Origin of the sequence: Halomonas sp. AOP43-D1-4 (assembly GCF_052446175.1) — a bacterium.
Taxonomy (GTDB): domain Bacteria; phylum Pseudomonadota; class Gammaproteobacteria; order Pseudomonadales; family Halomonadaceae; genus Vreelandella; species Vreelandella citrativorans.
This window is the reverse complement of record NZ_JBQSVY010000008.1, coordinates 20,979-43,650: the sequence shown is the minus strand read 5'-3', so window position 1 is coordinate 43,650 and position 22,672 is coordinate 20,979. Positions and strand designations below refer to the sequence as shown.

The following is a 22,672-nucleotide window of genomic DNA, read 5'->3' as shown; positions in this document are numbered from 1 at the left end:
TTGAACATGTTTGACAGCACTAGCACAGTCTGGCCCAACACGAATCGACTACGGTGGCAGCAGACCACTACCGCCATACTGTGCAGCACAACGCTCATCACGATTCCCATGATTGGGAATGCACAGGAAGCAGGCGACGGTAATGGCAATAACGGAGACTATCGCCTCGCCCCGATTATCGTTAATGCTCAGGCTTATGCTGATGATGATGCCAACTCGATAGTGGCTCAAGAACTATGGGTGGGCGGTAAGGTCGCCACCAGTCTTCTCGATACGCCCGCCTCCGTATCGGTCATTACTGAAAAAGAGATTGAGCAGCGAAACGCCTCTACCACTGAAGAAGTCTTGCAATATACGCCAGGAGTTATCACCGGTTACTACGGCACGGATGACCGTAACGACTATTTCAAGATCCGGGGTTTCCAGGCTACCACCTATCGTGACGGGCTTACGCTAGGCTCAATGCGCGGTGTTCGTGAGGAACCGTTCGCCTATGAGCGGGTTGAAGTATTACGTGGGGCCAACTCCACACTTTTCGGCCCAGCCGACCCGGGTGGCTCGGTCAACTTCGTGAGCAAACGACCCAAATTTGAAAGCTTTGGTGAAGGGTATCTATCTTATGGGTCATTTGATCACAAAGAGGCCGGTATTGATGTTGGCGACATATTGAATGCTGATGGGACGTTGGCCTACCGCTTCACCGGTACTATCAAGGACAGTGATCGTGAGTATGATCATTCCAAAGATAACCATGGCTTCTTGATGGGGAGCTTGGCTTGGGAGCCAACAGAGTACACCTCAGCGAGCGTCATATTCGATTATTTAAAGCGGGATGACACTCCTAATAGCGGCGGTTACCCACTCGACCGGGAGTATGATCGTAGCGTCTTTTTTGGCGAGCCTGATTTCAACTATCATGATGTTGAGCGTACCAGTGTTACTGGGCAACTCATCCATGATTTCAATAACGGGCTGATTCTACAAAGTAATCTGCGCTATAGCGATCTGAAGGACGACTTCGGTTACGTCTATATCACTGATTCTGCAGCGCGAGTAGGCAGCGTGTTGGATCGCGATTATTTCGGTTCCGACAGCAAAGCACGGGAATTGATCGGTAATGCTCTCCTGCAATACGATGCTCGCTTTGACTGGTTCGATAGCAGCACTATTGCGGGGGTAGAGTATCGTGATGCTTCAACTGAGGACAGTTCCTTTTTTGGAGACTCAGCGCCTATCGACATTGCAAACCCTGTATATAGTGGCGGTCCAACCAGCCTGAACGTTTACAGTAGCAACAAGCAGGACTACACGACCAAATCGGTTTTCTTGACGCAAAATTTGTCTTTCTATGATCGCTTCATTGTCACTGGGGGCGTGCGCAATGATTCCTTGGATATCTCTAGTGAAGATAGGGATGGCGTTACCACGTCTGATGATTTTTCTGAAACTTCCGTTCGCGGAGCACTGACCTATCGAATCACTGATGAAATTTCTACCTATATCAGTATGGTGGAGTCGGTTGCACCACCTTCTATAGGTGTTAAGCCTGAACGGGGCGAACAGTATGAAATTGGTGCGAAATACGCGCCCTTCGGTACAAATGCGCTGTTCTCTGCAGCGATCTACGACCTGACCAGAAATGACGTCACTATCTCGGTAACGCAGGATAATGGGGTGATTGAACGGGAAACTGTTGGTGAATCCCGTGTAAAAGGCCTTGATCTGGAAGCGAAAGTTGAGTTGTCTGATAACTTGAGCTTAATCGGCGGCTATTCCTACATGGATTCAGAAGTGGTGCGCGACGACAACGCATCCAGGCAAGGAAATGAATTTGCCATTGCTCCTAAACATTCGGCTTCACTCTGGGGATATTATACGCTTCCCGCGACGCCCATGAGCATTGGTCTGGGTGCACGTTATACAGGTACCTATTACTATGATGTCGGCAATACATCCAAGAGTGATGCCGCAACACTCTATGATGCGGCCTTAAGTTATCAAATCGTCGAAAACACTGACCTCACCGTTAACGTTAGTAACCTGTTTGATGAGCAACACGTCGTTGGGTCAGCCACAGCAAACTACTATAATCCGGGGCGTGAAATTACCGCAAAAGTCAGTTACCAGTGGTGATGTGATCTCACCAGATTGCATGGTAATTCGCTAACGCCCTAGAACACCCTGGCTTGGATCGGGGTGTTTTTTTTGCTAATAATAATTTGATTGTTACTGGTTAACGCTGGCTGAGTCAGTGTCTCTTAAGCGTGTCGTTATGTGTCCCGGTCTGGTGCCGGTTCGTTAGTGTCTACCGTCGTCGGAACTTTACTCTCCAGCGCAGCCAGCGCAATTTTATAGCAATCCTCAATATGGCTATTGCCCATATACTTCATCGCCGTAAAACTGATGCCACCCGCCACGGCGCTGCCGACAAAGGGTACGTATTTAGCCACACCGGTTGCTGCTACTTTAACGCCCATCTTTTGAAGCAGCGATATCACCAGTTTTTTGGTGATGTACTTCCCGGCCATCTTGCTGCCGACATTGGAAATAGCGGTCATCACCATCACTTTTGATTCGGTATCCAGGTCTTCGATTTGCTCGGGCGTTAGGCCGAATTTATCGTTTATTTTGGGAATGAGTCTTAGCAATATGGCAACGTCTGACCCGATATCCACGCCGGGAATGGGGATGATCGCTGTGCCAGCAGAAAGGCTGGAGCTTCTGGTCACCATTGAGTGGCATGTTTTTCTGATGGCTTCTAGCTCTTCGCGTGATTCGATCATTTAAAAGCCCTTTTTACGATGCGCTAACACCATTGTAGTCGATAGCTACTTGAGGAAGAGGGGCGCCTCGCCACGCTTCTACGCATCGTCGCCTCTATTTATCCACAGCCGTGTTCGCTGCAGGCAAGCGTGTGGTCGTATAGCGTTTGGATGATCTGGCAGTCGGCGGCTTTGCCTCCTCGGCACTGCTGTACTACCTGGCGTAGCTCAGTAGCGAGCGCTTGCAGCTTGGCAATGCGCGCTTCCAGATGTTGAAGGTGCCGAGTGGCGATGTCGTCAGCCGCGCCGCAGTCGGTGTCTGGGTGGTCTGAAAGTGCCAGTAATTCTTGAATGCTATGTAGATCGAGACCGAGGCTGCGGCCGTGACGAATAAAGCCGATACGCGCAAGCGCTGCTTGATCGTAATGCCGGTAGCCTTGCTCGCTGCGTTTGGCGGGTGGCAGTAACCCGAGCTTTTCGTAATGACGAATGCTTTCCGGTGAGCAGCCTGTGCGGGTAGCCACTTCACCAATGCGATATGTGTTTTTCATCGGCTTGACCCTGTAACGATTACAGGGTTTAGGCTAGCCCCTATTCCCACTGTGGACAAGCAGGTGATGACATGACGCTGGTTATAGAGCTATTGCAAATTGCGTTAACGGCGGCCCCGTGGCTGCTGTTGGGGTTGGTAATTGCTGGGCTGATTAAAGCATGGCTGCCGGAACACGTGCTGCAGCGCTGGATGGGAGGGCGTGGCTTGGGCAGCATTGTGCGGGCGGCGGTCATAGGTATGCCCCTGCCGCTGTGTTCGTGTGGCGCGATTCCTACCGCTATTGCTTTGCATCGTGGTGGTGCGGGGCGTGGGCCCACGACGTCTTTTTTAATCAGCACGCCGGGGGTGGGCGTTGATTCCATTCTACTGACCAGCGTACTGCTTGGCCCGCTGATGGCCGTCGTGCGCGTCATCGGTGCATTAGTAACGGCCATTGTCACCGGGCTGCTAGTCGGATTAACGCGTGAACCTGCCACTCCCGCCCCTGCCACGCCTGGCGGCTGCTGCGCTTCATCCGGCTGTCATACGCCCACCGCGAAAGCCGACGAACCCAGCGGTTTGAAGGCCGGGCTGCGTTATGCGTTTAGTGATCTGTTGGATGATATCAGCGCATGGGTGTTTGCCGGGCTGTTACTGGCGGGCGTACTGGTAACGCTGGTGCCGCCTGATACGCTGGCCCATTACTCAGGTGGGCTGCTGGCGCTTGCGCTGATGGCCGTGGTGGGCATCCCACTCTACATTTGTGCGGCAGCGGCCACGCCGGTTGCCGCTGGGCTGCTGTTAGCGGGGATTTCACCGGGTATGGCGCTGGTTTTCCTGCTGGCAGGGCCGATCACCAGCCTGGCGACGTTAGCGATATTGCGTCGCGAACTGGGCAATGCCGCGTTGGCGGTTTATCTCGCCAGCGTGCTTGTCGTTACTGTGCTCGTAGGTTGGACAGTAGATGGCGTGCTGGGAATGACGGGCTGGAATGTGGTCGATCAGGCAAGCGAGGTTCAGGAACTACTGCCTGTTTGGCTGGAGTGGCTAGCGCTGGCCGTGCTGGCTTTGGTGGCTGTTCGCCCCGTGCGTAAGCGCTTGCTGGGGTTTTAAACATTCACCGTTTGAGACAGCGTGATAAAGCAGCAACGGGTAGGGAGTACCTACCCGTTGCTTGGTGGTTAGTCAGCCTCTTGGGACGTTGATGGCTGCTCGGGTGGCTCGGTGGGTGTTGGCCCGGGCTCCTCTGGCTCAGAAGCGTTTGCTTCAGGCTCCTGCACCGGTGGGGCGGGCGGATTATCCGGCGTAACCCGCCAAATCGCATTGGTCAGGTCATCGGCAATAATAAGCGCGCCATCCGGGTCAATAGTGACACCGACCGGGCGGCCAAGTGCTCTGCCATCATCGGTAAGAAATCCGCTGGCAAAATCAATCGGGTCGCTGTCAGCAAGCTGGCCGTTGCTGAAGGGGATGTAGCTTACCTTGTAGCCAACCGGGTCCGCGCGGTTCCAGCTGCCGTGCTTACCCACAAAAACGCCCTCGGCGTACTCTTCGCCCATGGCGGGAGTAGAAAAAGCCAAGCCAAGCGGGGCTACGTGAGAGCCAAGGCTGTAGTCCGGTGCAATCGCAGACGCCACTTTTTCAGGATCTTCCGGGCGTACGCGAGGGTCAACATGCTGCCCCCAGTAGCTGTAAGGCCAGCCATAAAAGCTGCCCTCCTGAACCGAGGTGAGATAATCAGGCACCAGGTCCGGGCCTAATTCATCACGCTCGTTCACCACTGCCCAAAGCTGATCGGTTTCTGGGTGGATGGCGAGCGCCGTGGGGTTGCGCAGGCCGGTGGCATAAGGGCGGTGCGCGCCCGTATCGACATTGATCTCCCACACTTCGGCGCGATTAACCTCCGCCTCCATGCCCCGCTCGGTAATATTGCTGTTCGAGCCGATACCGACATAAACAAACTGCCCATCGGCACTGGCGGTCATCGCCTTGGTCCAGTGGTGGTTGATCGCTGAGGGCAGTTGCGCAATGACCTCGGGCGGCCCGCTGGCTTCTGTCTGGCCCTCTTCATAATCAAAACGCACCAGCGCATCCTGGTTGGCCACATAGAGGTTGTTGTCTACCAAGGCCAGCCCATAAGGCGCGTTAAGGTCTTGTGCGAAAATCATCTGTTCGTAGTTGCCGTCGCCATTGTCATCGCGTAGTAGGGTTAAGCGGTCGCCGCCCTCTACAGCGGTGTTGCCTTGGTCCTTGATGTACCCAGCGATCACATCCTTGGGCTTTAATGCCGGTGCATTACCGCCGCTACCTTCTGCCACCAGAATATCGCCATTAGGCAGCATGATGGTTTGCCGGGGCACCTTAAGATCAGAAGCAATCCTGGCGATGGTGTAGCCCCCAGGTACCGTCGGTAGCCTGTCGCCCCATTCGGCGGGCTCGGGGACGGTCATGTCTGGCAGCAGCCCGCGCTGTGGCTCGGGGAGTGTTGGGTTGGGGCCAAAGGGCTGTTCTACATCAAAGGCATTCGCGCCGCTGGCAGCCAGCATAAATGCCAGCGGCGTTGTGTAACGAAGGGCGAAATGTTTCATGACGTTGCTCCGACAGTGGGCCGAGAAAAACCGATCCAAATCGCTGCGACGCTCAATACGGTAACGATGATCGAAAGAATAAAGCCAGTGGGCATCATGGCCCAGGCATCGCGGGCATGCACTAGGGCATTGATAAAGCCAAGTATCCAGATGACCAGCAAGAGTGCTGGGTAAGCCAGAACAAGCCCGCGACGATGTTCGGCACGAAAGAGACCGATAATTGCGCATAGAAACGCCAAGCCTGCGAAAACAAGCCCGCCAGCAATTAACCAGGAAGAAAATGTGCCCCATTGAATATGAAAGCTTTTCGAGTAGGCGTAATCGCTTAACGCGGCGCCAAGAAAAAGTGGAAAAATGCTCACCAGTAATACGGCATGAAGCGGATAGATACCGCCTGGATAGGTCGTCGTTGTAGACCTCCTCATGATACGCCCTCCTTGATAAGTGACCCCAAAAAACGTGGTCAAACCCGCTCTCTATACGGGCTTACGATAGCCAGCTGGATAGCTGACAACGTGAGTATAGGTCACATTTTGCTACCCCAAAAATTGCCATGTTTTTCGGTAAATACAATAAGCGCAGAAGATGAGCGCTGCGGTAACTATCGAAAAAAATATGTTCGTTAGTTGATGTGAGGATGTTTTTTGTGAACAGGGAATGATTAATTATTATAAGGAAAGGGGGGTTGAACTAATGTCTATTTGTTTAAAAATTTATATTAATCAAAAGCATAGTTGGCTATTCGGAATAGAGTTGTTTTTTTATATTGTTTTTTTCAATACCCCCTATAGGATGAAAAAAGGAAAGCGATATTTTCTAAAAAGAACATTCGATCGCTCTAAACAGAGCGAACCATTCACATGGAATAGCTGGTTACGATGCTTGAAACAATTTTTCTATACGAAATAGTGGGTACGGCCATATTGACGCTCTTGGGGTGTGGCGTAGTCGCTAACGTGCTGCTGAACAAAACCAACGGGAATGGCAGCGATGGCATCGTTATCTTCTTTGGTTGGGGGCTCGCGGTCTTTTGCGCGGTTTATGTCGCCTATGAGACTGGGGCACATATCAATCCCGCCGTTACGCTTGGATTGCTCGTCGGCCCGGCGACGGAATACGCCCCCGGCATCCCTATTAACGCTGTGACCACTGCGGCCTACTTTGCGGCTGAGCTCATCGGTGCCTGGTTGGGTGCCACCGTTTGCTATCTGGCCTATAAAAAGCATTACGACGCGACCGAAGACGCGTCAAGCATACTGGCGACGTTCTCTACAGGCCCGGCGATTCCTTCTTACGGGTGGAATCTGGTCACTGAGATCATCGGTACCTTTGTGCTGGTGTTCGTCATTATCATGTTTGGTCATACACCTTCTGGGCTTGGCCCGTTGGCGGTGGCATTGCTGGTAGTATCCATTGGTGCTTCGCTGGGTGGGCCTACAGGCTATGCGATCAACCCCGCTCGGGACTTGGGGCCGCGCATTGCCCACGCATTACTTCCCATTAAGCACAAGGGGACGAACAACTGGTCTTACGCTTGGGTCCCTATTTTAGGACCCCTTATCGGCAGTGTCCTTGCCGGGCTTGCCGCTTATGTTTATTAAGTCAGCTGGGCTTATTAAGTCAGCCTGCTGATTTGATCCTTTTTAAAACAATCATTTAACGTTAACGCTTGAGAGGCATTTCATGAGCCAGAAAAACTACGTTCTCGCTATTGACCAAGGCACCACCAGCACGCGGGCGATGCTGTTTGACCATGAAGGCCGGGTTGTCAGCGTAGCCCAGCATGAGTTTGAGCAGATTTTTACGCGCCCGGGTTGGGTCGAGCACTGCCCTCGCGAAATCATGACCAGCGTGCTGACCACCTTGACCGAGGTGATTAACAACAGCGGCGTTGATGTCTCCGAAGTTGCCTCTATCGGTATTACCAACCAGCGTGAAACCACCGTGGTATGGGATAAAAATACCGGGCAGGCCGTACATAACGCCATCGTCTGGCAGTCGCGTCATTCCGCCGAGATCTGTGATGAGCTGCGCGAAGCGGGCCATGCCGATATGATTCGCGATAAAACCGGGCTGGTCATTGATGCTTACTTCTCTGCCACCAAATTGAAGTGGATTTTCGACAACGTAGCGGGCGTTAAGGAAAAAGCGGAAAAGGGCGATTTGCTGTTCGGCACCATCGACTCCTGGCTGGTGTGGAACCTGACTGGCGGTGCTGTGCATGCGACCGATGTCAGCAACGCATCGCGCACGATGCTGTTTAATATTCGTGACCGGAAGTGGGACCCGGAGCTGCTGGCACTGTTTGGCGTACCTGAGTCAATGCTGCCCGAAGTTAAGTCCAGCAGTGAAGTTTACGGCAACGTGCTGCCTAAATTCCTGATGGGCCAGGAAGTGCCGATTGCCGGTATCGCTGGCGACCAGAACGCCGCGCTGTTCGGCCAAGCCTGTTTCGAGCCGGGTATGGCGAAAAACACCTATGGCACGGGCTGCTTTACGTTAATGAACACGGGCACCCAAGCCACGCCGTCTAAAAATGGCCTGCTTACTACTGTTGCGTGGGAAGTGGATGGCACGCTGGAATACGCCCTTGAAGGTAGCGTATTTGTGGCGGGCTCGGTGATTCAGTGGTTGCGTGATGGCCTGAGAATGCTGGGCAAAGCGTCTGATTCCGAAGCGTACGCCACGCGCGCTAAGGATAATGACGGCGTTTATATGGTGCCTGCCTTTACCGGGCTGGGGGCACCTTACTGGAACTCTAACGTACGCGGCGCCATGTTTGGGCTCTCTCGGGGCACTCAAAAAGAGCACTTTGTGCGCGCGGCGGTCGAATCACTTGCCTACCAAAGTGCCGATGTTCTTAAAGCCATGCAGGCGGATGCCGACATTGCGTTAACCGAGCTTCGCACCGACGGTGGGGCGATCTCCAATGATTTTCTCGCTCAGTTCCAAGCCGACATACTGGGGGTCGACGTACTGCGTTGTGAGGTGAATGAAACCACTGCGCTTGGCGCGGCGTATCTTGCTGGCCTCGCCGTTGGCTTCTGGAAGTCGCGGGATGAAATCGTTGCACAGTGGGCGCTGGAGCGTCGCTTTGAGCCACAGATGAAAGATGAAAAGCGCGACGAACTTTATGCCGGCTGGAAAAAGGCCGTCAACGCTACCATGGCATTCCACGTAGAGTCCTAAGCGTAACGCTGTAAGCGCAGGTGTTTGTCACGCCCCGGCCCAGGCCGGGGCTTTGCGTTATAGGCGCCCGCGTCGCATTAATAATGACCCGCAAGGAGCCATGCCTTTTTCTTTACAATCTCTTATTCCTTCGGGTTTACTTGGGCTTGGTTAATTAAAAGTGGTCTAGCTATTAGACGTACTACGCTTGAGGCGACCAGGAGAATAACCGTCTGAATATTCATGCCACTATGGCAAGACCTCGATTGGCTTGCTTCACCCCGCGACCGTTGAGGCGAAGGCATGAATAAAGCCACGCTTTATCAACAGCTGGCGCCTGAAGCTCGGCATGAAAAGGGGCTTTCAAGGCTCAATCAGTTTATCTGCCTGTTGATTCTACTTGCCTCGATGACTGCCATATTGGAGACAGAACCGACGCTTCGCCTGATGGCTCCTGGGCTTTTTCCTGCTCTAGAAGCCATCTTTGTCGGGTTGTTTATGGTGGAGTATCTGCTGCGTTTGTATGCCATTGGTGAGGATCCTCGTTATCGAGGCTTGGGCGGCCGGCTGCGTTATATTTTCTCGTTTTGGGCACTGATAGATCTGATGGCGATTTTGCCCTATTTCATGGGCTTTATCGTTTATAACAATGCCTTTTTACTGCGTTTATTACGGCTGGCACGTATGTTGCGCTTGGCACGGCTCGGGCGGTTCAGCCAGGCTTGGGCCTCTTTAGCCGATGCACTAAAATCCCGTTCCCACGAGCTGCTACTTAGTGCGGGCGTCGCCGGTTTATTGCTGCTTTTTTCATCCTGCTGCCTGTATGTGGTGGAAGCTGCTGCCCAGCCTGAAGCCTTTGGCAGTGTGCCGCGCGCCTTGTGGTGGAGCATCGCAACGCTCACCACGGTAGGTTATGGCGATGTCACACCCGTCACAGCGCTGGGAAAAGTGTTCGCAGGCCTAACTGCCGTGGCCGGTATCGGCCTTATTGCTATGCCCACCGGCATTTTGGCCGCTGCGTTTAGCGATGCGTTTCAAAATAAACGTAATTCGTAAAGAGAGTGTAGAGTGTCAGGTTCAGAATAATGGATATTTTATTCCAGAATGCTTGATTCACTATTTACCGCTTTAACTCTGCAGATACTCCTCCGGCAGGCGTTCGGCCAGAAAGTCCATAAACAGCCGGGCGCGTTGGGATAGTGTGGCTTGGCGGTAGTAGACGGCATTGATGGCCTGCATTTGAAGTTCGGTATGATTGGGCAGTACATCGACCAATGCACCTGCCTTGCGGGGCTTGATGGTCATGAAGTCGGCAAGGCAGACGATCCCTTCCCCTTTAAGCGCTAGCTCAATCAGCGTGCTGCCGCTGGAGGCGGAGAGGGCGGGCGTAATATGTAAGCACTCACCATCGGCACGGCGCAGCGGCCAGTGGTTAAGGTGTTCAAGCTGGCTGAAACCGAGCAAACTATGGTGCTCAAGGTCTTCAATACTTTGAGGAGTGCCCGCGCGCTCAAGGTAAGCAGGGCTTGCCAAGAGGCGAAGCGGGCTATGGCCCAGGCACCGTGCATGCAGAGAAGAGTCGTCCAGCTTGCCAATACGGATGGCGAGGTCCACACGCTGTTCCAGCAGGTCAATAAAGCGGTCGTGGGTATCCAACTGTAGCGTTATGCCTGGGTAGCGGGCACGAAACTCACCAAGTACCGGCACAATGACAAACTGCATAAAGCTGGGCGCGGCGTTCACCCGTAGCCGCCCTTGAGGTTGGCCGTGGTGATGCTGAACGGACTCTTCCGCGGCTTCTACCGCCGTTAGAATACGGCGGCAGTGCTGTAAAAACGTTCCTCCCTCTTCAGTTAGCTCCAGGCGGCGGGTGGTTCGTCGTAGCAGGGTGGCGCCAAGCTTGCGTTCCAGGCGGTTAAGCGCTCGGCTGACGCCCGATACCGTAATGCCCAGCCGTTCGGCGGCGCCGGTGATCGAACCGCTGTCCACCACGGTAATAAATGCTTGCTGCTCTTCAAGCGTGGTTTTCATGAGCGTTGTTCTTACCTGTTCAGGTTAAACACGGTTGTTGATTTTATATCAAAAGTCTCTTGCCCGTGGGCGGGTTTTTCCATGTTTTTAAGCATCCCATAATAGGCGGCATTCAAGCCATGCTGATAGGACTATCTCCCATCGGCAGGCAAAGCTATCTATTGGGTAAGAGGTTTTTAACGATGAAGATTCTGTTAATCAATGGCGGCAAGCCGTTCGCACATTCTGGCGGTGAGCTCAATAATACCCTGCATGATGTCGCATGGCGTACGCTCGCCGAGTTGGGCCATGAAGTTCGCGAGACGGTAATTGAACAGGGTTACGAAGTCGAGGCCGAGGTGGGAAGATTTCTTTGGGCGGACACCATCGTCTATCAGATGCCGGGTTGGTGGATGGGCGCGCCCTGGAGCGTTAAACGCTACATTGATGAAGTCTTCACCGCCGGGCATGGCTCGCTGTATGCCAGCGACGGCCGCTCGCGCCAAGACCCCACCAGGCAGTACGGCAGTGGCGGCTTGTTACAAGGGCGTCGTTATATGCTGTCGCTCACCTGGAATGCGCCGCTGGCCGCCTTCGATGAAGCGGATAACTTCTTTGAAGGGCGCGGTGTCGATGGCGTTTACTTCCCGTTCCATAAGTCTCAGGAATTTGTTGGCTTGGAAGCACTGCCTACGTATATCGCCAACGATGTGATCAAGGCGCCAGACGTTGCTCGTGATATGGCCGCTTATGCTCAGCACCTGACGCGCCTGTTCGGCTAAGTGAATTGATGTTATTACGGGATTAGCGATCTTGTACTTCTTGAGTAAAGTGCTTGGCCGGCGGTTTCGACGGGCGCTGAGGGCGTTCTGCCATAATGTGTGTCAAGCGCTCAAGGGATAGCTCCAGTCGCTCAATCAAACCTTCCAGAAGTACACGGCGATCAGCGGGTACATCACCGTAACGTTTAATGGCCTCTTCCAGCTGTTGGCCTGCGGCGTGAATGCCCTGCGGCTCTCGTCCATTAGCGCTCTCTTCAAAACCGTTGGCCAGCGTATGCAGCAGGTTTTGGTGTGCTTCACGAATTAGTGGATGCGGAGCATCATCAAGCCGGTCGCGCAGACGCAGCGTGGCCGTACCCAGGTCAAGCCCGGTCAGGCCGAGTATAAACAGGTGGCGCTGCTCTTCGGGAAGCATGTCGTCGTGCTGGGCCAGCTGCAGAAGGCGGTCGGCCATGTGGCCACTGAACCGGGTTTCGGCATCGCGAATGGAGCGCCGCCGCAGCCCATGAATATCCTGGGATATCGCCTTGATCAAACGCCGCCGTCTTAGCCTTGTGCCCAAACCTGGCAGTAAACGAAAGCCCATCATGACACACGTCAGCCCAATGACGACGGCCACTGCTCGGTTGGCAAAACTGTCAAATGAGAAGTCCATGCCGTTACCGGGCATGGTGAGCATGATATTGAAAATGGTGAAGGAGAGGCAGTAACCCATGATGGCTGGGTTGGTCGCGCCCAGTAGCCCTAAAAACAGCGGGGCACCGAAAATCATCGCCAGCATGGGAAAGCCGTGTGCTTGGGAAAGCAGTACGTGGCCGAATAAAAAGGCGCTGGGGATAGCGGCCAGCATGCCTTTGTAGAACATCATGGTGATCATGACAGGGTTATCGCGGCTGGCAAAAAAGGCCGAGAACAGTGTGCCCAGCATCATGGCGATCATCGCACTTTGCCATGCTGTTACGATCCAAAACACAGCAAGCAGCGCGAATACCAGCCCTGCGCGTAAGGCGTTAATGCCGGCGGTCAGATGGTCGCGGTGCCAAGCCAGCGGTGATGAGCGAAGCGTGTGGCGGGTGGGGAAGGCTATCGCTTCGCGAGCGTCGAGCATGATCATCGCATGGCCAATCGATTCGCGTAGCCCTAAGCGTAAGCGGCGATCAAGCGGCGCTAATGCGCTACTTTCATTGCTTTCATGAACCAGGTGGCGTAACGCCTGGAGCTCTTTTCTAGCCTGGGGAACGCCTTTTACGTGCTCCGCCTCACGCAACCCCTTCGCGACCTGACAGGCAAGTGTGAGGCTTTGCGGATCAAGCCGATCAGCATGGTCGTGCATAAGCTGATGAAGCGCCTGCACGTTAGCGAAAAAGCGCAGCGTACGCCGTGTAAGCACATGGGTGGCGCGAACCCGGCCAGCACCTTCCGGGCCTTCAAAGCGTGCGGCTTGACTATCAGTTTCCAGCAGAGTGAGTGGCCCCAGGCTACCGCGCAGTGCAGTTTGCATGGCCGCGATATCATCGCTGGCCTCAAGGCGCAGCGCGGCATGTTCGAACGCCTGGTTAATCACCGTGTCGGCTTGGGTTGCCAGGTGAGTACCTACATGCGAGGGCCATAACAGCGAGCTGACCAGCATAGCGCAAATGGCACCCAGCCCCAGCTCGGAAAGGCGCGCTACGGCAATATCAAAAATGCCAGCGGGCGTACTGTTGCTGGAAATCACCACAATCAGCATGGCGGTAACCGCCGCCATCAGGCAGCCGTAGGTGTAGTTGTTACGCCAAAGTGATCCCACGTAGGTGCACAGCATGATCCAAATAGTTAAAAAAAGGAGCGCCGGGACCCGTGCCTGGGCAAACAGGGCCATGATGACGATGCCCGCAACGGCACCGATAAACGTACCACCCAGCTGGCAGATGCCTTTCTCGATCACCATGCCGCTCATCGGGCGGATCTGAAGAAACGCCGCTGACATCAATGCCCAGTAGGGGCGCTCCAGATCGAAAAAAAGCGCGATGTAAAGTGCGAGCATCATCGCCAGGGTGGTCTTGATGGCAAACTTGACCGCCGTGGCGTCAGGCATCAAGTAGGTTTGAATGAACGGCGACATGGTTTAGTCAGCCTGTTGGGCGGGATGAACACGTACGGTGGCTGTCATGCCTACGCTGAGTAGCATTTCATCGGGAACCTCATCCAGCGTTATACGTACCGGAATACGCTGCGCCAGCCGCACCCAGTTAAACGTGGGTTGTACCTGCGGCAGCAGTTGCTGATTCAGGTTTGTGTTACTGTCGGCAATGCCGCGACCAATACCGGCAACATGGCCATTGAGATGAATATCACCATTCATCAATATCACATCGACAGGGTCGCCCACGCTGATCGACGCCATTTTGGTCTCTTCAAAGTAGCCCACCACGTAGTAAGAGTTATCGCTGATGATGGCCATCACCGAGCTGCCGCGGTTAACGTAGTTACCGGCTGAAAACTGCATGTTTAGTACGTGGCCGCTTACCGGTGCGGTTATTTGAGTGCGTTCTAAATCAAGCTCAGCGCTTGCCAAGTCGGCTTGGGCCTGTTGTAAATCGGCGGCGGCAATTCGTGAGTTGATCTGGGCGACCTGTTGGTCTTCGGCGCTAATCGCTTGGCTATTACGTAGCTGGTTGCGGCGACTTTCTTCGGCACGGTTAAGCTCTAACGTCGCGTCACGATGTGCAACCGTTGCCTGTGCTCTATCGACCGCTGCTTGGTAACGCGCATCATCAATCGTAAACAGAAGCTCGCCCTGGTCGACGTGATCGGTGTCCATCACATTAAGTGTTGTCACCCATCCGGAAACATCGGGGGTGATGGTGACCACCTGCGCATGAACGCGGGCATCACGGGTCCAGGGCGTATAAAGGTAGTAGTGCCATAGCCAAATACCGGCCGCAATGGCAATCGCTACAATAACCAGAGTAAGTAGAATACGGAGCGAGTTGCGCATCAGAAACTCTCTTAAGGGCTTTCAAGCAAAATGGTAAACACGTAGGTGATGCCAGCCGTCAGGATGACAAATAGCGATAAATCGAACCATGCCGCATACCACAGCGTATGGTTTCCCAGCACCCAGTGCAGCAGTGTGCGGATGACCAGCGTGGCAACAAAGCCAAGCAGGGCATAGGCCAGCAGCGGGCTGAGATAAATGCCGCCGAATGCAATTTCCTGAAGACCCATAATACTCCTTCATGACGGCCGATAGCGTCCATCAAACGACCAGGATGAGCAGTCAATGACGAGATAAGATGGTTTTTCTATCCAGTAACCTCATAAGCATCGTGCCCTCGCGTTAACTAAAAGCGCCACGTAATGCCGGCGATAGGTCCGCCCATTTCGATATCGATGAGTGAGTCTGTTTCATCGCGTTTAACCGATAAATGGCGATAGCCGCCTGAAAGGTAAAGCGTATCGCTGAACTGGTAGTTGAGTGTAGCGACAACTTGCCAGGTGTTTTTTTTCGACATATCCAGGCCGCCAATATCCGCATGAAGCAGTGTGGACCAGTTGGGCGCCCAGAGTGATCGCAGGCGTGCCGCCACAATAGGATCTACCCACTGTTTGGTTTTGGCGACATCAATGCCCAGCGCAGGAATGTTGATGTCGGTATCAATTTGCCAAGCACGTGCACCTGCCAGTAGATCAAGCTGCTGTGTCGGGGTCGTCATCACTTGATAACCCGCAGCGGCCGTTATAAAGCGCTGACGTAGCTTACTATTCGCGACAATGCCGAAGGGCAGCGTGCTTGCCTGGCTAAGGGAGGCCCATGAAATATCGCCAAAAAGTACTAAGCGATCCTGGCGTGCGGTGCCGGTCATGAAGAAGGCGCCATCCAAGTCATCCAAAATGCTGCTGAAAGAGCGTGAAGTACTAACTGTAGGGGCATTTTCAAGCGGGCGCACATCGCCTGCCAATCCGGCCATCCAGACATAGGGGGTAAGCTGAAACCGCCAAGCTTCCTCATTAATGTCATCAGCGTTGATGGGCAAGGCAAGGCCTGCTGCGATGATACCTATAATGGCTGAAAATGACCGTAATCGACGCATCTAAAGGTTCCCCTGCTGTGTTTTATTCGGTTTCCGCTCTTTTTTTGATTAACACGCTGCTTATCCCAACGCCGTTTTGGGGAGACGTTTTATCGGCCTCGTTAGAGTAAGCTATAGTGAGGTTAGATGCTTTGCAAGTCGCTAATATGACCCTAGTCACACTGTTTTTTTACCCAACCTAAGCGACGCTATGCAGCTTTGTTGCAAGGCCTTACGAATAGGCATAACAGACCGACTCTTTATGCGTGAGGCGGTGGGCAGTATTGATATATTGCTGTTTAGGACTTCGCCTTGCGTCATACCTAAAGGTAGGCTGTAATTTATTTTTTCACCTTCACTGACATGGATAGTCCAGTAACGCTGGATGTTAGTGCAGATCTTTTGACTCCCAAGTGAATATGGGGCTTATGAAAGCACACAGCTCGTGGCCTACATGGATGGTACTGGTAATTGTATTCGCGTTTTCTAACCTCTGTGCCGCGCAAACTCAGGGCGAAGAAGGCGAAGAAGCTACACAGTGGTTTACCACGGATGAACTGAATGTAGGGCTGGGTGAAGCGCCCGACGAGATTAACCGTATGTCGCCGAGGGAAGCGATTCGGAGTTTTCTTGAGCTGACTGAGGAGGAGGACTATCAGGGTGCCGCCCACGTACTGAATCTTGCCGAACTGTCGCCAGAAGAGCAGCAGGAGCGTGGACATGTGCTGGCCATGCAGTTAGCTGAGGTATTTCGGCGCGGCGAGTGGCTGAGTGCGTCGAACCTTTCAGGCCGCCAGGATGCCGTTATCGAAGATACCACCGGCGAAAACCCGCTTGCTGGTGATCCGCGACGGGATATTGAGTTGGCCTCACTGCAAGCCGATGGTGAAGCTTACGACATTCGCCTGGGGCGATACCGAGTAGAAGACGAAGACCCCATCTGGCTAATCATGCCGGGAAGCGTTGCCTCAATCCCTTTACTCTACGATGAGTATGGCCCCTCCATGGTTGAGGAGTATATACCCGACCGATTTAAAACCACGTTCGGCTTTCTAATGGTATGGGAGTGGATTGCCGTTCCCGCCTTTCTTGTATTAATTGTACTGCTGGGCTGGGGCATCTACACCTTTGTGGGCCTAATGGCCCGATGGCTACCTTCTGGCGCGCCCAGTATTTTTGCCGCGCGTATCAAGGGGCCGATGTCGCTCATTGTCATGTCGCTTGTCACGCAGATGCTGCTTGAGTATGTCGTCTCTTTCTCTGCAGTGGCAATGACCACATTCCGTGTTCTGCTGATTACTGTTATGGCGTGGGGAGTCGGCACGATTGCGCTGCGTTTGGTGGACACAATCATGCTGCGCATGGCCCGGCGGCTAGTGGGGGAAATCGACGACACCAAACCAAAGGATGAACGTAGGCTTCTCACCACGCTCTATGCGGTACGCCGGGCCGTGATACTGGTGATGGTGTCGGCAGTGACTATCTACGTGCTAAGCCAGATCCAGCTCTTTGAGACGCTGGGCCTTTCATTGTTGGCCTCGGCCAGTGTGTTGGCGGTCTTGGTTGGTATCGCCGGGCAGACCGTGCTGGGCAATATTCTTTCATCCATGCAGTTATCGCTTGCCAAGCCTATTCGTATCGGCGATCTGGTGATTTTTGAAGATGAGTGGTGCTATGTGGAAGGTATTTTCTATACCTTTATTCGGCTGCGGGTGTGGGATGATCGGCGAATCGTTGTTCCGGTAACGTACTTTGTCTCCAAGCCTTTCCAGAATCTGTCGGTCAAGAGTGCGAAAATGTACCGTAGTATGGAGCTGATTCTGCATCTAAGCACCGATATTGCGTTATTGCGCAAAAAGTTTCTAGAGTATGCCCAAGAAGAAGATAGCGTCATTGAGCACCATAAACTCCTGTGTTACGCGACCGGGCAAACGGCGACAACGCTGGTGATTACCTGCTACTTTGTGGCTTCTGATCCCATGTCGGGCTGGACCGCTGAAATGAATATCCGGGAAAAGCTGCTGACCTTTATACGTGAAGATCATCCCGATTGGTGGCCAAGAGACGTTATGGTGATTAGCCATCAGGACGTCGCTCGCGCGGAAGGCACCAAGCCCCACAAAACAATTATGGGGACAAGCAGTGAAAAGCCCACACACTCTGAGCCGCGTAAGGAAGAGTAACCTTGTGAAAATGGGGCACTAGATATGGACCTCCAGGAGATGGGCCTTTTCCGACCGTCTTTGTTGCCCGAAAAAGCCCGCTTTTAAAACGCCACCACCCGCGGTTTTGGGTAAACCAGCGGGCGGGCGTTAGCATATTTCTATGCAGTGAGACGTTAAGGTGTCGCTACTTAAGCGAAGATGCGGAAACGTTCTTCGTCATCCATAAATGTCTTCTCGCCTAACGGCGCCTCATGAGAGCCGAAGGGCATTTGCGCACGCAGTTTCCAGGAAGCTGGCAGGTCCCAGGTTTCAAATACGGCGTCGTCGATAATCGGATTATAGTGCTGCAAGCTGGCACCGATATCGGCCTCGGCAAGGGCGGTCCAAACGGCAAACTGGGCGATGCCCGTGGCGTGTTCTGACCAGGCAGGGAAGTTGTCGGCGTAAAGTGGAAACTTCTCCTGCAATCCTTTGACAACGTCCTGATCTTCAAAAAACAGTACGGTACCCGCGCCAGCGGAAAAGCTATTGATCTTTTGCTCGGTCGGCGCAAAGGATTCAGCAGGCACGATGGCACGCAGCGTATCCAGCACCAGTTGCCAGAACTTGTCGTTCTGCTCGTTGAACAGAATGACTGCGCGCGAGCTTTGGGAATTGAAGGCAGTGGGGGCCAGTTTCACCGCTTCCTTGATCAGGGAAGTGGCGTCGGTTTGACCGATGGAAATGTTTTTACCAATAGCGTATTGACTACGACGTTGCTTGTAAATATTGATAGCTGGGTTGGACATAAAGCATTCCTCTTTTAGTGGGTAGGAGCCTTTACGAAGCAGTAATTCCATAGGACTATTAGCTTAACTTAATACACATTTGTTCTGGATGCTATAAGTAAAAATTATCGGCTCGGATAAAAAAGCGCTTCTTCACACCCGTAATTAAGCCTTTGAAACCAGGCAGTTCTTTTAGACACTGCCTGGTTTCTACAGCGCTAATGGGAGCCCATTATTCACGGTTGGGCTACTGTAGCGAGGGCTACTCGCTTTCGGTTAGTTGTTCCTGCGCCAAGCGTTTGGCACCGGCGATATCAGGCTTCCCGGAACCCAGTTGCGGTAATTGATCAACGGTGAACCAGTGGCTGGGAATCATTAGCGATGAGACACCCTGGCCGCGTAGGGCCGTTCTGACAGCCTGTGCATCCAGCGGGGTTTCCGAGAGCAAGACAATACGCTCGCCTTTATTAGCATCCGGTATGTTGACCGCCATGATGGCGGTATCGGGGTCGGCAAGCGTGGCTTTAACAGCCTGCTCCACCGCGCCGAGGCCAATCATCTCACCGCCAATTTTAGCGAAGCGTGAGTAGCGATCAACAATGGTCAGAAAACCATCTTCATCCAGATAACCCTTGTCTCCGGTGATATACCAGCGCTGGTCGTTGAGATTGCACACTACCTTGGCGGTACGTTCAGCATCGTTCAGGTACCCTTGCATGACCTGCGGCCCGCTAATCAAAATCATGCCTGCTTCGTCAGTGGAAAGCTCTTCAAAACTCTCCGGGTCAACAATTTTGAAACTCGTGCCGGGTAGCGGCATGCCAACCGTGCCTATCTTGGCCCCCCGCTGCACTTGCAGGTAGTTTACATCCAGCGTATCGGGAAGATTAACCGCCGCTACCGGCGAGGTTTCGGTTGCGCCGTATCCTTCATAAATCAGCTTATGAAATTTAAGCTGGAACGCGCTGCGTACGCTGTCGTCGACCTTTTCCGCCCCGGCTACTACCACTCTGATGCTATCCAGCATGAGCGGATGAACATTGGAGCTGCGAGTGAACAAGCGCAGAAACGTCGACGTGCCACACATAATGGTTGCCCGGTGCTTGGCAACCGCTTTTGCAATACCCGCCGCATCGGTCGGGTCGGGGTGGCACACCAGGGGCAGGCCCTCAATTAACGGTAAGAACTGAGTAACCGTGAGGCCGAACGCATGAAACAGCGGAAGCGAGCCCATCATGACGTCGTTATGCTCGGTATTCAGCGCGTCGGATGTTTGCTTAACGTTCGCCATTAGGTTGCGGTGGCTTAACATCACGCCTTTTGGCTGTCCTTCGCTACCGCTGGAAAACAGGATGGCGGCGGTGGCCTCGGCATCATGTGCTCGGCAGTAGCAGAGGCGCAGCAGCCAGGTCGGCAGCAAGCGGACGCTAAGCCATGTGCCTAAGCGTTCAGCCCGGCCCATGGAGGCTTGTAGTGTTTCCAGGTAAACAACGTTTTGGTTGGCAAGTAACGCCGATACATCAAGCCCACGGGCGTTAAGTTTTTCCACGAAACGCGTAGACGTGAGAACGGTATCTATCCCCGCTTGCGAAAGGGCCGAAGCCAACGCATCGCCGCTGGCGGTGTAGTTAAGGTTGACCACCGTTTTTCCCGCCAGCAGTGTTGCCATATTGGCGAGTACACCCGCGCTACTGGTAGGCAGTAACAAGCCGATGTTCTGCGCTTTGCTCTGTTTACGGATGCGCTTGGCCATCAGAATACTCGCCGTGAGGGCTTTAGCGGCACTCAATGGGCGGCTGATCGTGTCCGTGAGCGCCAGCTTTCCTGGGCGGCGTTTTACGCTGCGTATCCAGGCATCCGGCAGGATGTGCAGGTTCTCCATCGAGAGCTGCCAAGAGCGGGTAGCCTGCTCAAAGATGCGTCGCTTGAGTACATCGGCTGGGGTCTCTTTTGGCAGCGCTTGGCCAAAGACCACAACGATAGAGCGGTGTAGCGGTGCATGGCGTAGCTCTTTAAGCTTGCTGGAAGAGTGCGAGAACTGGCTGCCCCATAGCCCACGTAGATAAAACGGAACGATTTTTACGTCGGGATTGGCCATTTTGCAGGCCCGCTCATAGCCTCGGCGAAATTCGCCCAGCTGCCCGGTGCGGCTGATAGCGCCTTCCGGAAACAGGCAGACCACTTCACCTGCGTTGAGCAATTCGGCAACGCTATTAAGTGCCCGCTCGGCGGCAGCGCCGCGCTCAATGGGGATACAGCCCAGTGCTTTAAAAAACCAGCGCAAATACCAGCGCTGATAAATGCTTTTAAGCATCACAAAACGCACCGGCCGAGGGCTTGCGATCTGCACCATGGCCCAATCAATCCAGCTGATATGGTTGCCCAGTAACAGCACGCCGCCTTGGGCAGGCAAGTTTTCCAAACCGTAAACATCAACGCGATAGCGGCGGGTCAGCAGAAAGCCCAGTAAAAAACGCACCAGACTTTGGGGCAGTTTTATAATGGTGTAGCCACCCCCTATCATCGCTACGCTAGCGATCACAAGTAATAAATAGTGGCTATCCACGCCCGCCAAAGCAAACAGCGCCGTGAGCGCCAAAAAGCCCAGCATGGCGATATTTTGAATCCAGTTATTGGCTGCCAACACCGTGCCCAGCTCGTTATCCGCAGCGTGGAACTGGATCAGGGCGTTGAGCGGCACAATAAACAGCCCGCCCATTAAACCGATAAACACAAAGTTCAGCGCTTGGCTGAGTGGCGTTGTGAGTAGCGGTAAGCACCATAAACCAACGGCAACGCCCAGAGCGCCCACCGGAATTAAGCCGGTTTCAATACGGTTGCGCGAAAGACGACTGGCCAGCACCGAACCCAGCGCAATACCGATGCCGCTAGCGGCGAGAATGCCTTGCAGCACCAGCGTGTTATCAATGCTGAGCGCGGATTTGGCGTAGGCAGGAAAGGCGGCTAACAGCACTTGGCCAACAGACCAGAAGGTGGCAAGGCCGATAATCGACAGTCTTAACACGGGCTGGCGTGCAATGATGCGCAGATTATCTTTAAGCGCGCTGCCTTTTATATAGCGCTGCCAGGTCAGCGGTGTGCTGGGCGGCTGTGGGGTATCCAGTGGTAGACGATAAAGCGCCACCACCTGAATGATGCTATTGAGCACTAATAGCCAGCCTAGCGGAGCAATTTGGCGCAGCAACTGCTCAGGGGGCTGGTTGGCCAAGGGGGTCCATGCTTCAAAGAAGGCAGTAAACACCACCGTGCCCGCTAAAATGGCACCAATGGTAACGGCCTGGACGATACCGTTCGCTTCGGCCAAGCGGGGTTTTCCAAACAGCGTTTTGACCATGCCGTATTTGGCAGGTGAGTAAAAGGCTGACTGTATCGCCAGCAGTAGCGTCATCGCAAAAGCCAGCCAAAACCAGCCTTGATAATAAGCCGCCGTAATGCCTAGTGATACCACGACCGCTGCCCACGCCGAAACGCGTAGGATACGTACTTTGGGATAGGTATCAGCCGCGTGACCTGATGGGCTAAATAGTGCAATGAACGGGAGCAGGATTAACCCGTTTACCAGCGCAGTAAGCACTATTTGGGTGGTGCCATCGTAGCTTTTGAAGATCGAATTCTGAATAACGATCTTATGCCCCAAGTCGAGAAAAGCATTAAGAAAGATAGCGATGAAGTAGGGCCATGCGCCCTTCATCTGTAGCACTCTTTGCATGTTCACTAAGCCTTATAAACCCCTTTAGATGGTAGCAATCTGTCCAAACCAGGCCTTGGGTGCAACCTTGTTAGACCAGGTTGTGTTATACGTGCTTTAAAGTATCATTATTT

The 22,672-nt window shown here is 53.6% G+C and carries 18 protein-coding genes; 7 read left to right on the top strand and 11 right to left on the bottom strand.

The features are described from left to right. Positions 1 to 6: 6 nt before the first annotated feature. On the top strand, positions 7 to 2,133 hold the full coding sequence (locus ACT3RQ_RS10085; protein ID WP_444680406.1) for a TonB-dependent siderophore receptor: 2,127 nt from the start codon (positions 7 to 9) through the stop codon (positions 2,131 to 2,133). Positions 2,134 to 2,270: 137 nt separating this feature from the next. Here ACT3RQ_RS10085 and ACT3RQ_RS10080 read toward each other — a convergent pair whose 3' ends face one another. Beyond that, on the bottom strand, positions 2,271 to 2,783 hold the full coding sequence (locus ACT3RQ_RS10080) for a hypothetical protein (protein WP_444680405.1): 513 nt from the start codon (positions 2,781 to 2,783) through the stop codon (positions 2,271 to 2,273). A 98-nt stretch (positions 2,784 to 2,881) separates the two neighbouring features. Next, positions 2,882 to 3,313 (bottom strand): MerR family transcriptional regulator, encoded by a 432-nt coding sequence (locus tag ACT3RQ_RS10075; protein WP_444680404.1) that lies wholly within the window; start codon positions 3,311 to 3,313, stop codon positions 2,882 to 2,884. Between the two features lie 71 nt (positions 3,314 to 3,384). On the opposite strand from ACT3RQ_RS10075, the gene ACT3RQ_RS10070 reads away from it, so the two are divergent. Continuing rightward, the gene (locus ACT3RQ_RS10070; protein WP_192526617.1) at positions 3,385 to 4,407 is read left to right on the top strand and encodes an SO_0444 family Cu/Zn efflux transporter; all 1,023 of its coding nucleotides are present in this window, start codon (positions 3,385 to 3,387) and stop codon (positions 4,405 to 4,407) included. Between the two features lie 68 nt (positions 4,408 to 4,475). Here ACT3RQ_RS10070 and ACT3RQ_RS10065 read toward each other — a convergent pair whose 3' ends face one another. After that, positions 4,476 to 5,882: a PQQ-dependent sugar dehydrogenase gene (locus ACT3RQ_RS10065; protein WP_444680403.1), complete on the bottom strand. Its 1,407-nt coding sequence runs from the start codon at positions 5,880 to 5,882 to the stop codon at positions 4,476 to 4,478. Then, positions 5,879 to 6,307 (bottom strand): DUF2231 domain-containing protein, encoded by a 429-nt coding sequence (locus ACT3RQ_RS10060; protein ID WP_192526619.1) that lies wholly within the window; start codon positions 6,305 to 6,307, stop codon positions 5,879 to 5,881. Before ACT3RQ_RS10060 ends, ACT3RQ_RS10065 begins: the two co-directional genes overlap by 4 nt. 453 nt (positions 6,308 to 6,760) lie before the next feature. On the opposite strand from ACT3RQ_RS10060, the gene ACT3RQ_RS10055 reads away from it, so the two are divergent. The 3 genes from ACT3RQ_RS10055 to ACT3RQ_RS10045 all read left to right on the top strand — a co-directional run bounded on the left by ACT3RQ_RS10055 (position 6,761) and on the right by ACT3RQ_RS10045 (position 10,106). Then, on the top strand, positions 6,761 to 7,483 hold the full coding sequence (locus tag ACT3RQ_RS10055; protein ID WP_192526620.1) for an MIP/aquaporin family protein: 723 nt from the start codon (positions 6,761 to 6,763) through the stop codon (positions 7,481 to 7,483). An 82-nt stretch (positions 7,484 to 7,565) separates the two neighbouring features. After that, entirely contained in the window at positions 7,566 to 9,071 is a 1,506-nt protein-coding gene (gene glpK / locus ACT3RQ_RS10050) for a glycerol kinase GlpK (RefSeq protein WP_087108130.1), read from the top strand. A 282-nt stretch (positions 9,072 to 9,353) separates the two neighbouring features. Beyond that, entirely contained in the window at positions 9,354 to 10,106 is a 753-nt protein-coding gene (locus ACT3RQ_RS10045) for a potassium channel family protein (RefSeq protein WP_087108132.1), read from the top strand. A 72-nt stretch (positions 10,107 to 10,178) separates the two neighbouring features. On the opposite strand, the gene ACT3RQ_RS10040 is transcribed toward ACT3RQ_RS10045, so the two are convergent. Beyond that, on the bottom strand, positions 10,179 to 11,081 hold the full coding sequence (locus ACT3RQ_RS10040) for a LysR substrate-binding domain-containing protein (protein WP_444680402.1): 903 nt from the start codon (positions 11,079 to 11,081) through the stop codon (positions 10,179 to 10,181). Positions 11,082 to 11,263: 182 nt separating this feature from the next. On the opposite strand from ACT3RQ_RS10040, the gene ACT3RQ_RS10035 reads away from it, so the two are divergent. Further along, positions 11,264 to 11,842, top strand: a complete 579-nt coding sequence (locus tag ACT3RQ_RS10035) for an NAD(P)H-dependent oxidoreductase (protein ID WP_444680401.1) — start codon at positions 11,264 to 11,266, stop codon at positions 11,840 to 11,842. A gap of 22 nt (positions 11,843 to 11,864) precedes the next feature. On the opposite strand, the gene ACT3RQ_RS10030 is transcribed toward ACT3RQ_RS10035, so the two are convergent. From ACT3RQ_RS10030 to ACT3RQ_RS10015, 4 genes are all read right to left on the bottom strand, one after another. Continuing rightward, positions 11,865 to 13,946 (bottom strand): FUSC family protein, encoded by a 2,082-nt coding sequence (locus tag ACT3RQ_RS10030; protein ID WP_444680400.1) that lies wholly within the window; start codon positions 13,944 to 13,946, stop codon positions 11,865 to 11,867. A 3-nt stretch (positions 13,947 to 13,949) separates the two neighbouring features. Then, a complete protein-coding gene (locus ACT3RQ_RS10025; protein ID WP_087108141.1) occupies positions 13,950 to 14,822 on the bottom strand; it encodes an efflux RND transporter periplasmic adaptor subunit in 873 nt (290 codons plus the stop codon). 11 nt (positions 14,823 to 14,833) lie between these two features. Next, a complete protein-coding gene (locus ACT3RQ_RS10020) occupies positions 14,834 to 15,052 on the bottom strand; it encodes a DUF1656 domain-containing protein (protein WP_192526625.1) in 219 nt (72 codons plus the stop codon). Positions 15,053 to 15,168: 116 nt separating this feature from the next. Continuing rightward, positions 15,169 to 15,918, bottom strand: a complete 750-nt coding sequence (locus tag ACT3RQ_RS10015; protein WP_192526626.1) for a hypothetical protein — start codon at positions 15,916 to 15,918, stop codon at positions 15,169 to 15,171. 407 nt (positions 15,919 to 16,325) lie between these two features. Here ACT3RQ_RS10015 and ACT3RQ_RS10010 point away from each other — a divergent pair, with 407 nt between their 5' ends. Further along, positions 16,326 to 18,080, top strand: coding sequence for a mechanosensitive ion channel family protein (locus ACT3RQ_RS10010; protein WP_444680399.1), 1,755 nt, complete (start codon positions 16,326 to 16,328; stop codon positions 18,078 to 18,080). A gap of 170 nt (positions 18,081 to 18,250) precedes the next feature. Here the strand turns inward: ACT3RQ_RS10010 and ACT3RQ_RS10005 are convergent, their stop codons facing one another. Both ACT3RQ_RS10005 and ACT3RQ_RS10000 read right to left on the bottom strand, forming a co-directional pair. Continuing rightward, positions 18,251 to 18,850, bottom strand: a complete 600-nt coding sequence (locus ACT3RQ_RS10005) for a nitroreductase family protein (RefSeq protein ID WP_444680398.1) — start codon at positions 18,848 to 18,850, stop codon at positions 18,251 to 18,253. Positions 18,851 to 19,091: 241 nt separating this feature from the next. Next, entirely contained in the window at positions 19,092 to 22,559 is a 3,468-nt protein-coding gene (locus ACT3RQ_RS10000) for an acyl-[ACP]--phospholipid O-acyltransferase (RefSeq protein ID WP_444680397.1), read from the bottom strand. Positions 22,560 to 22,672 lie beyond the last annotated feature (113 nt).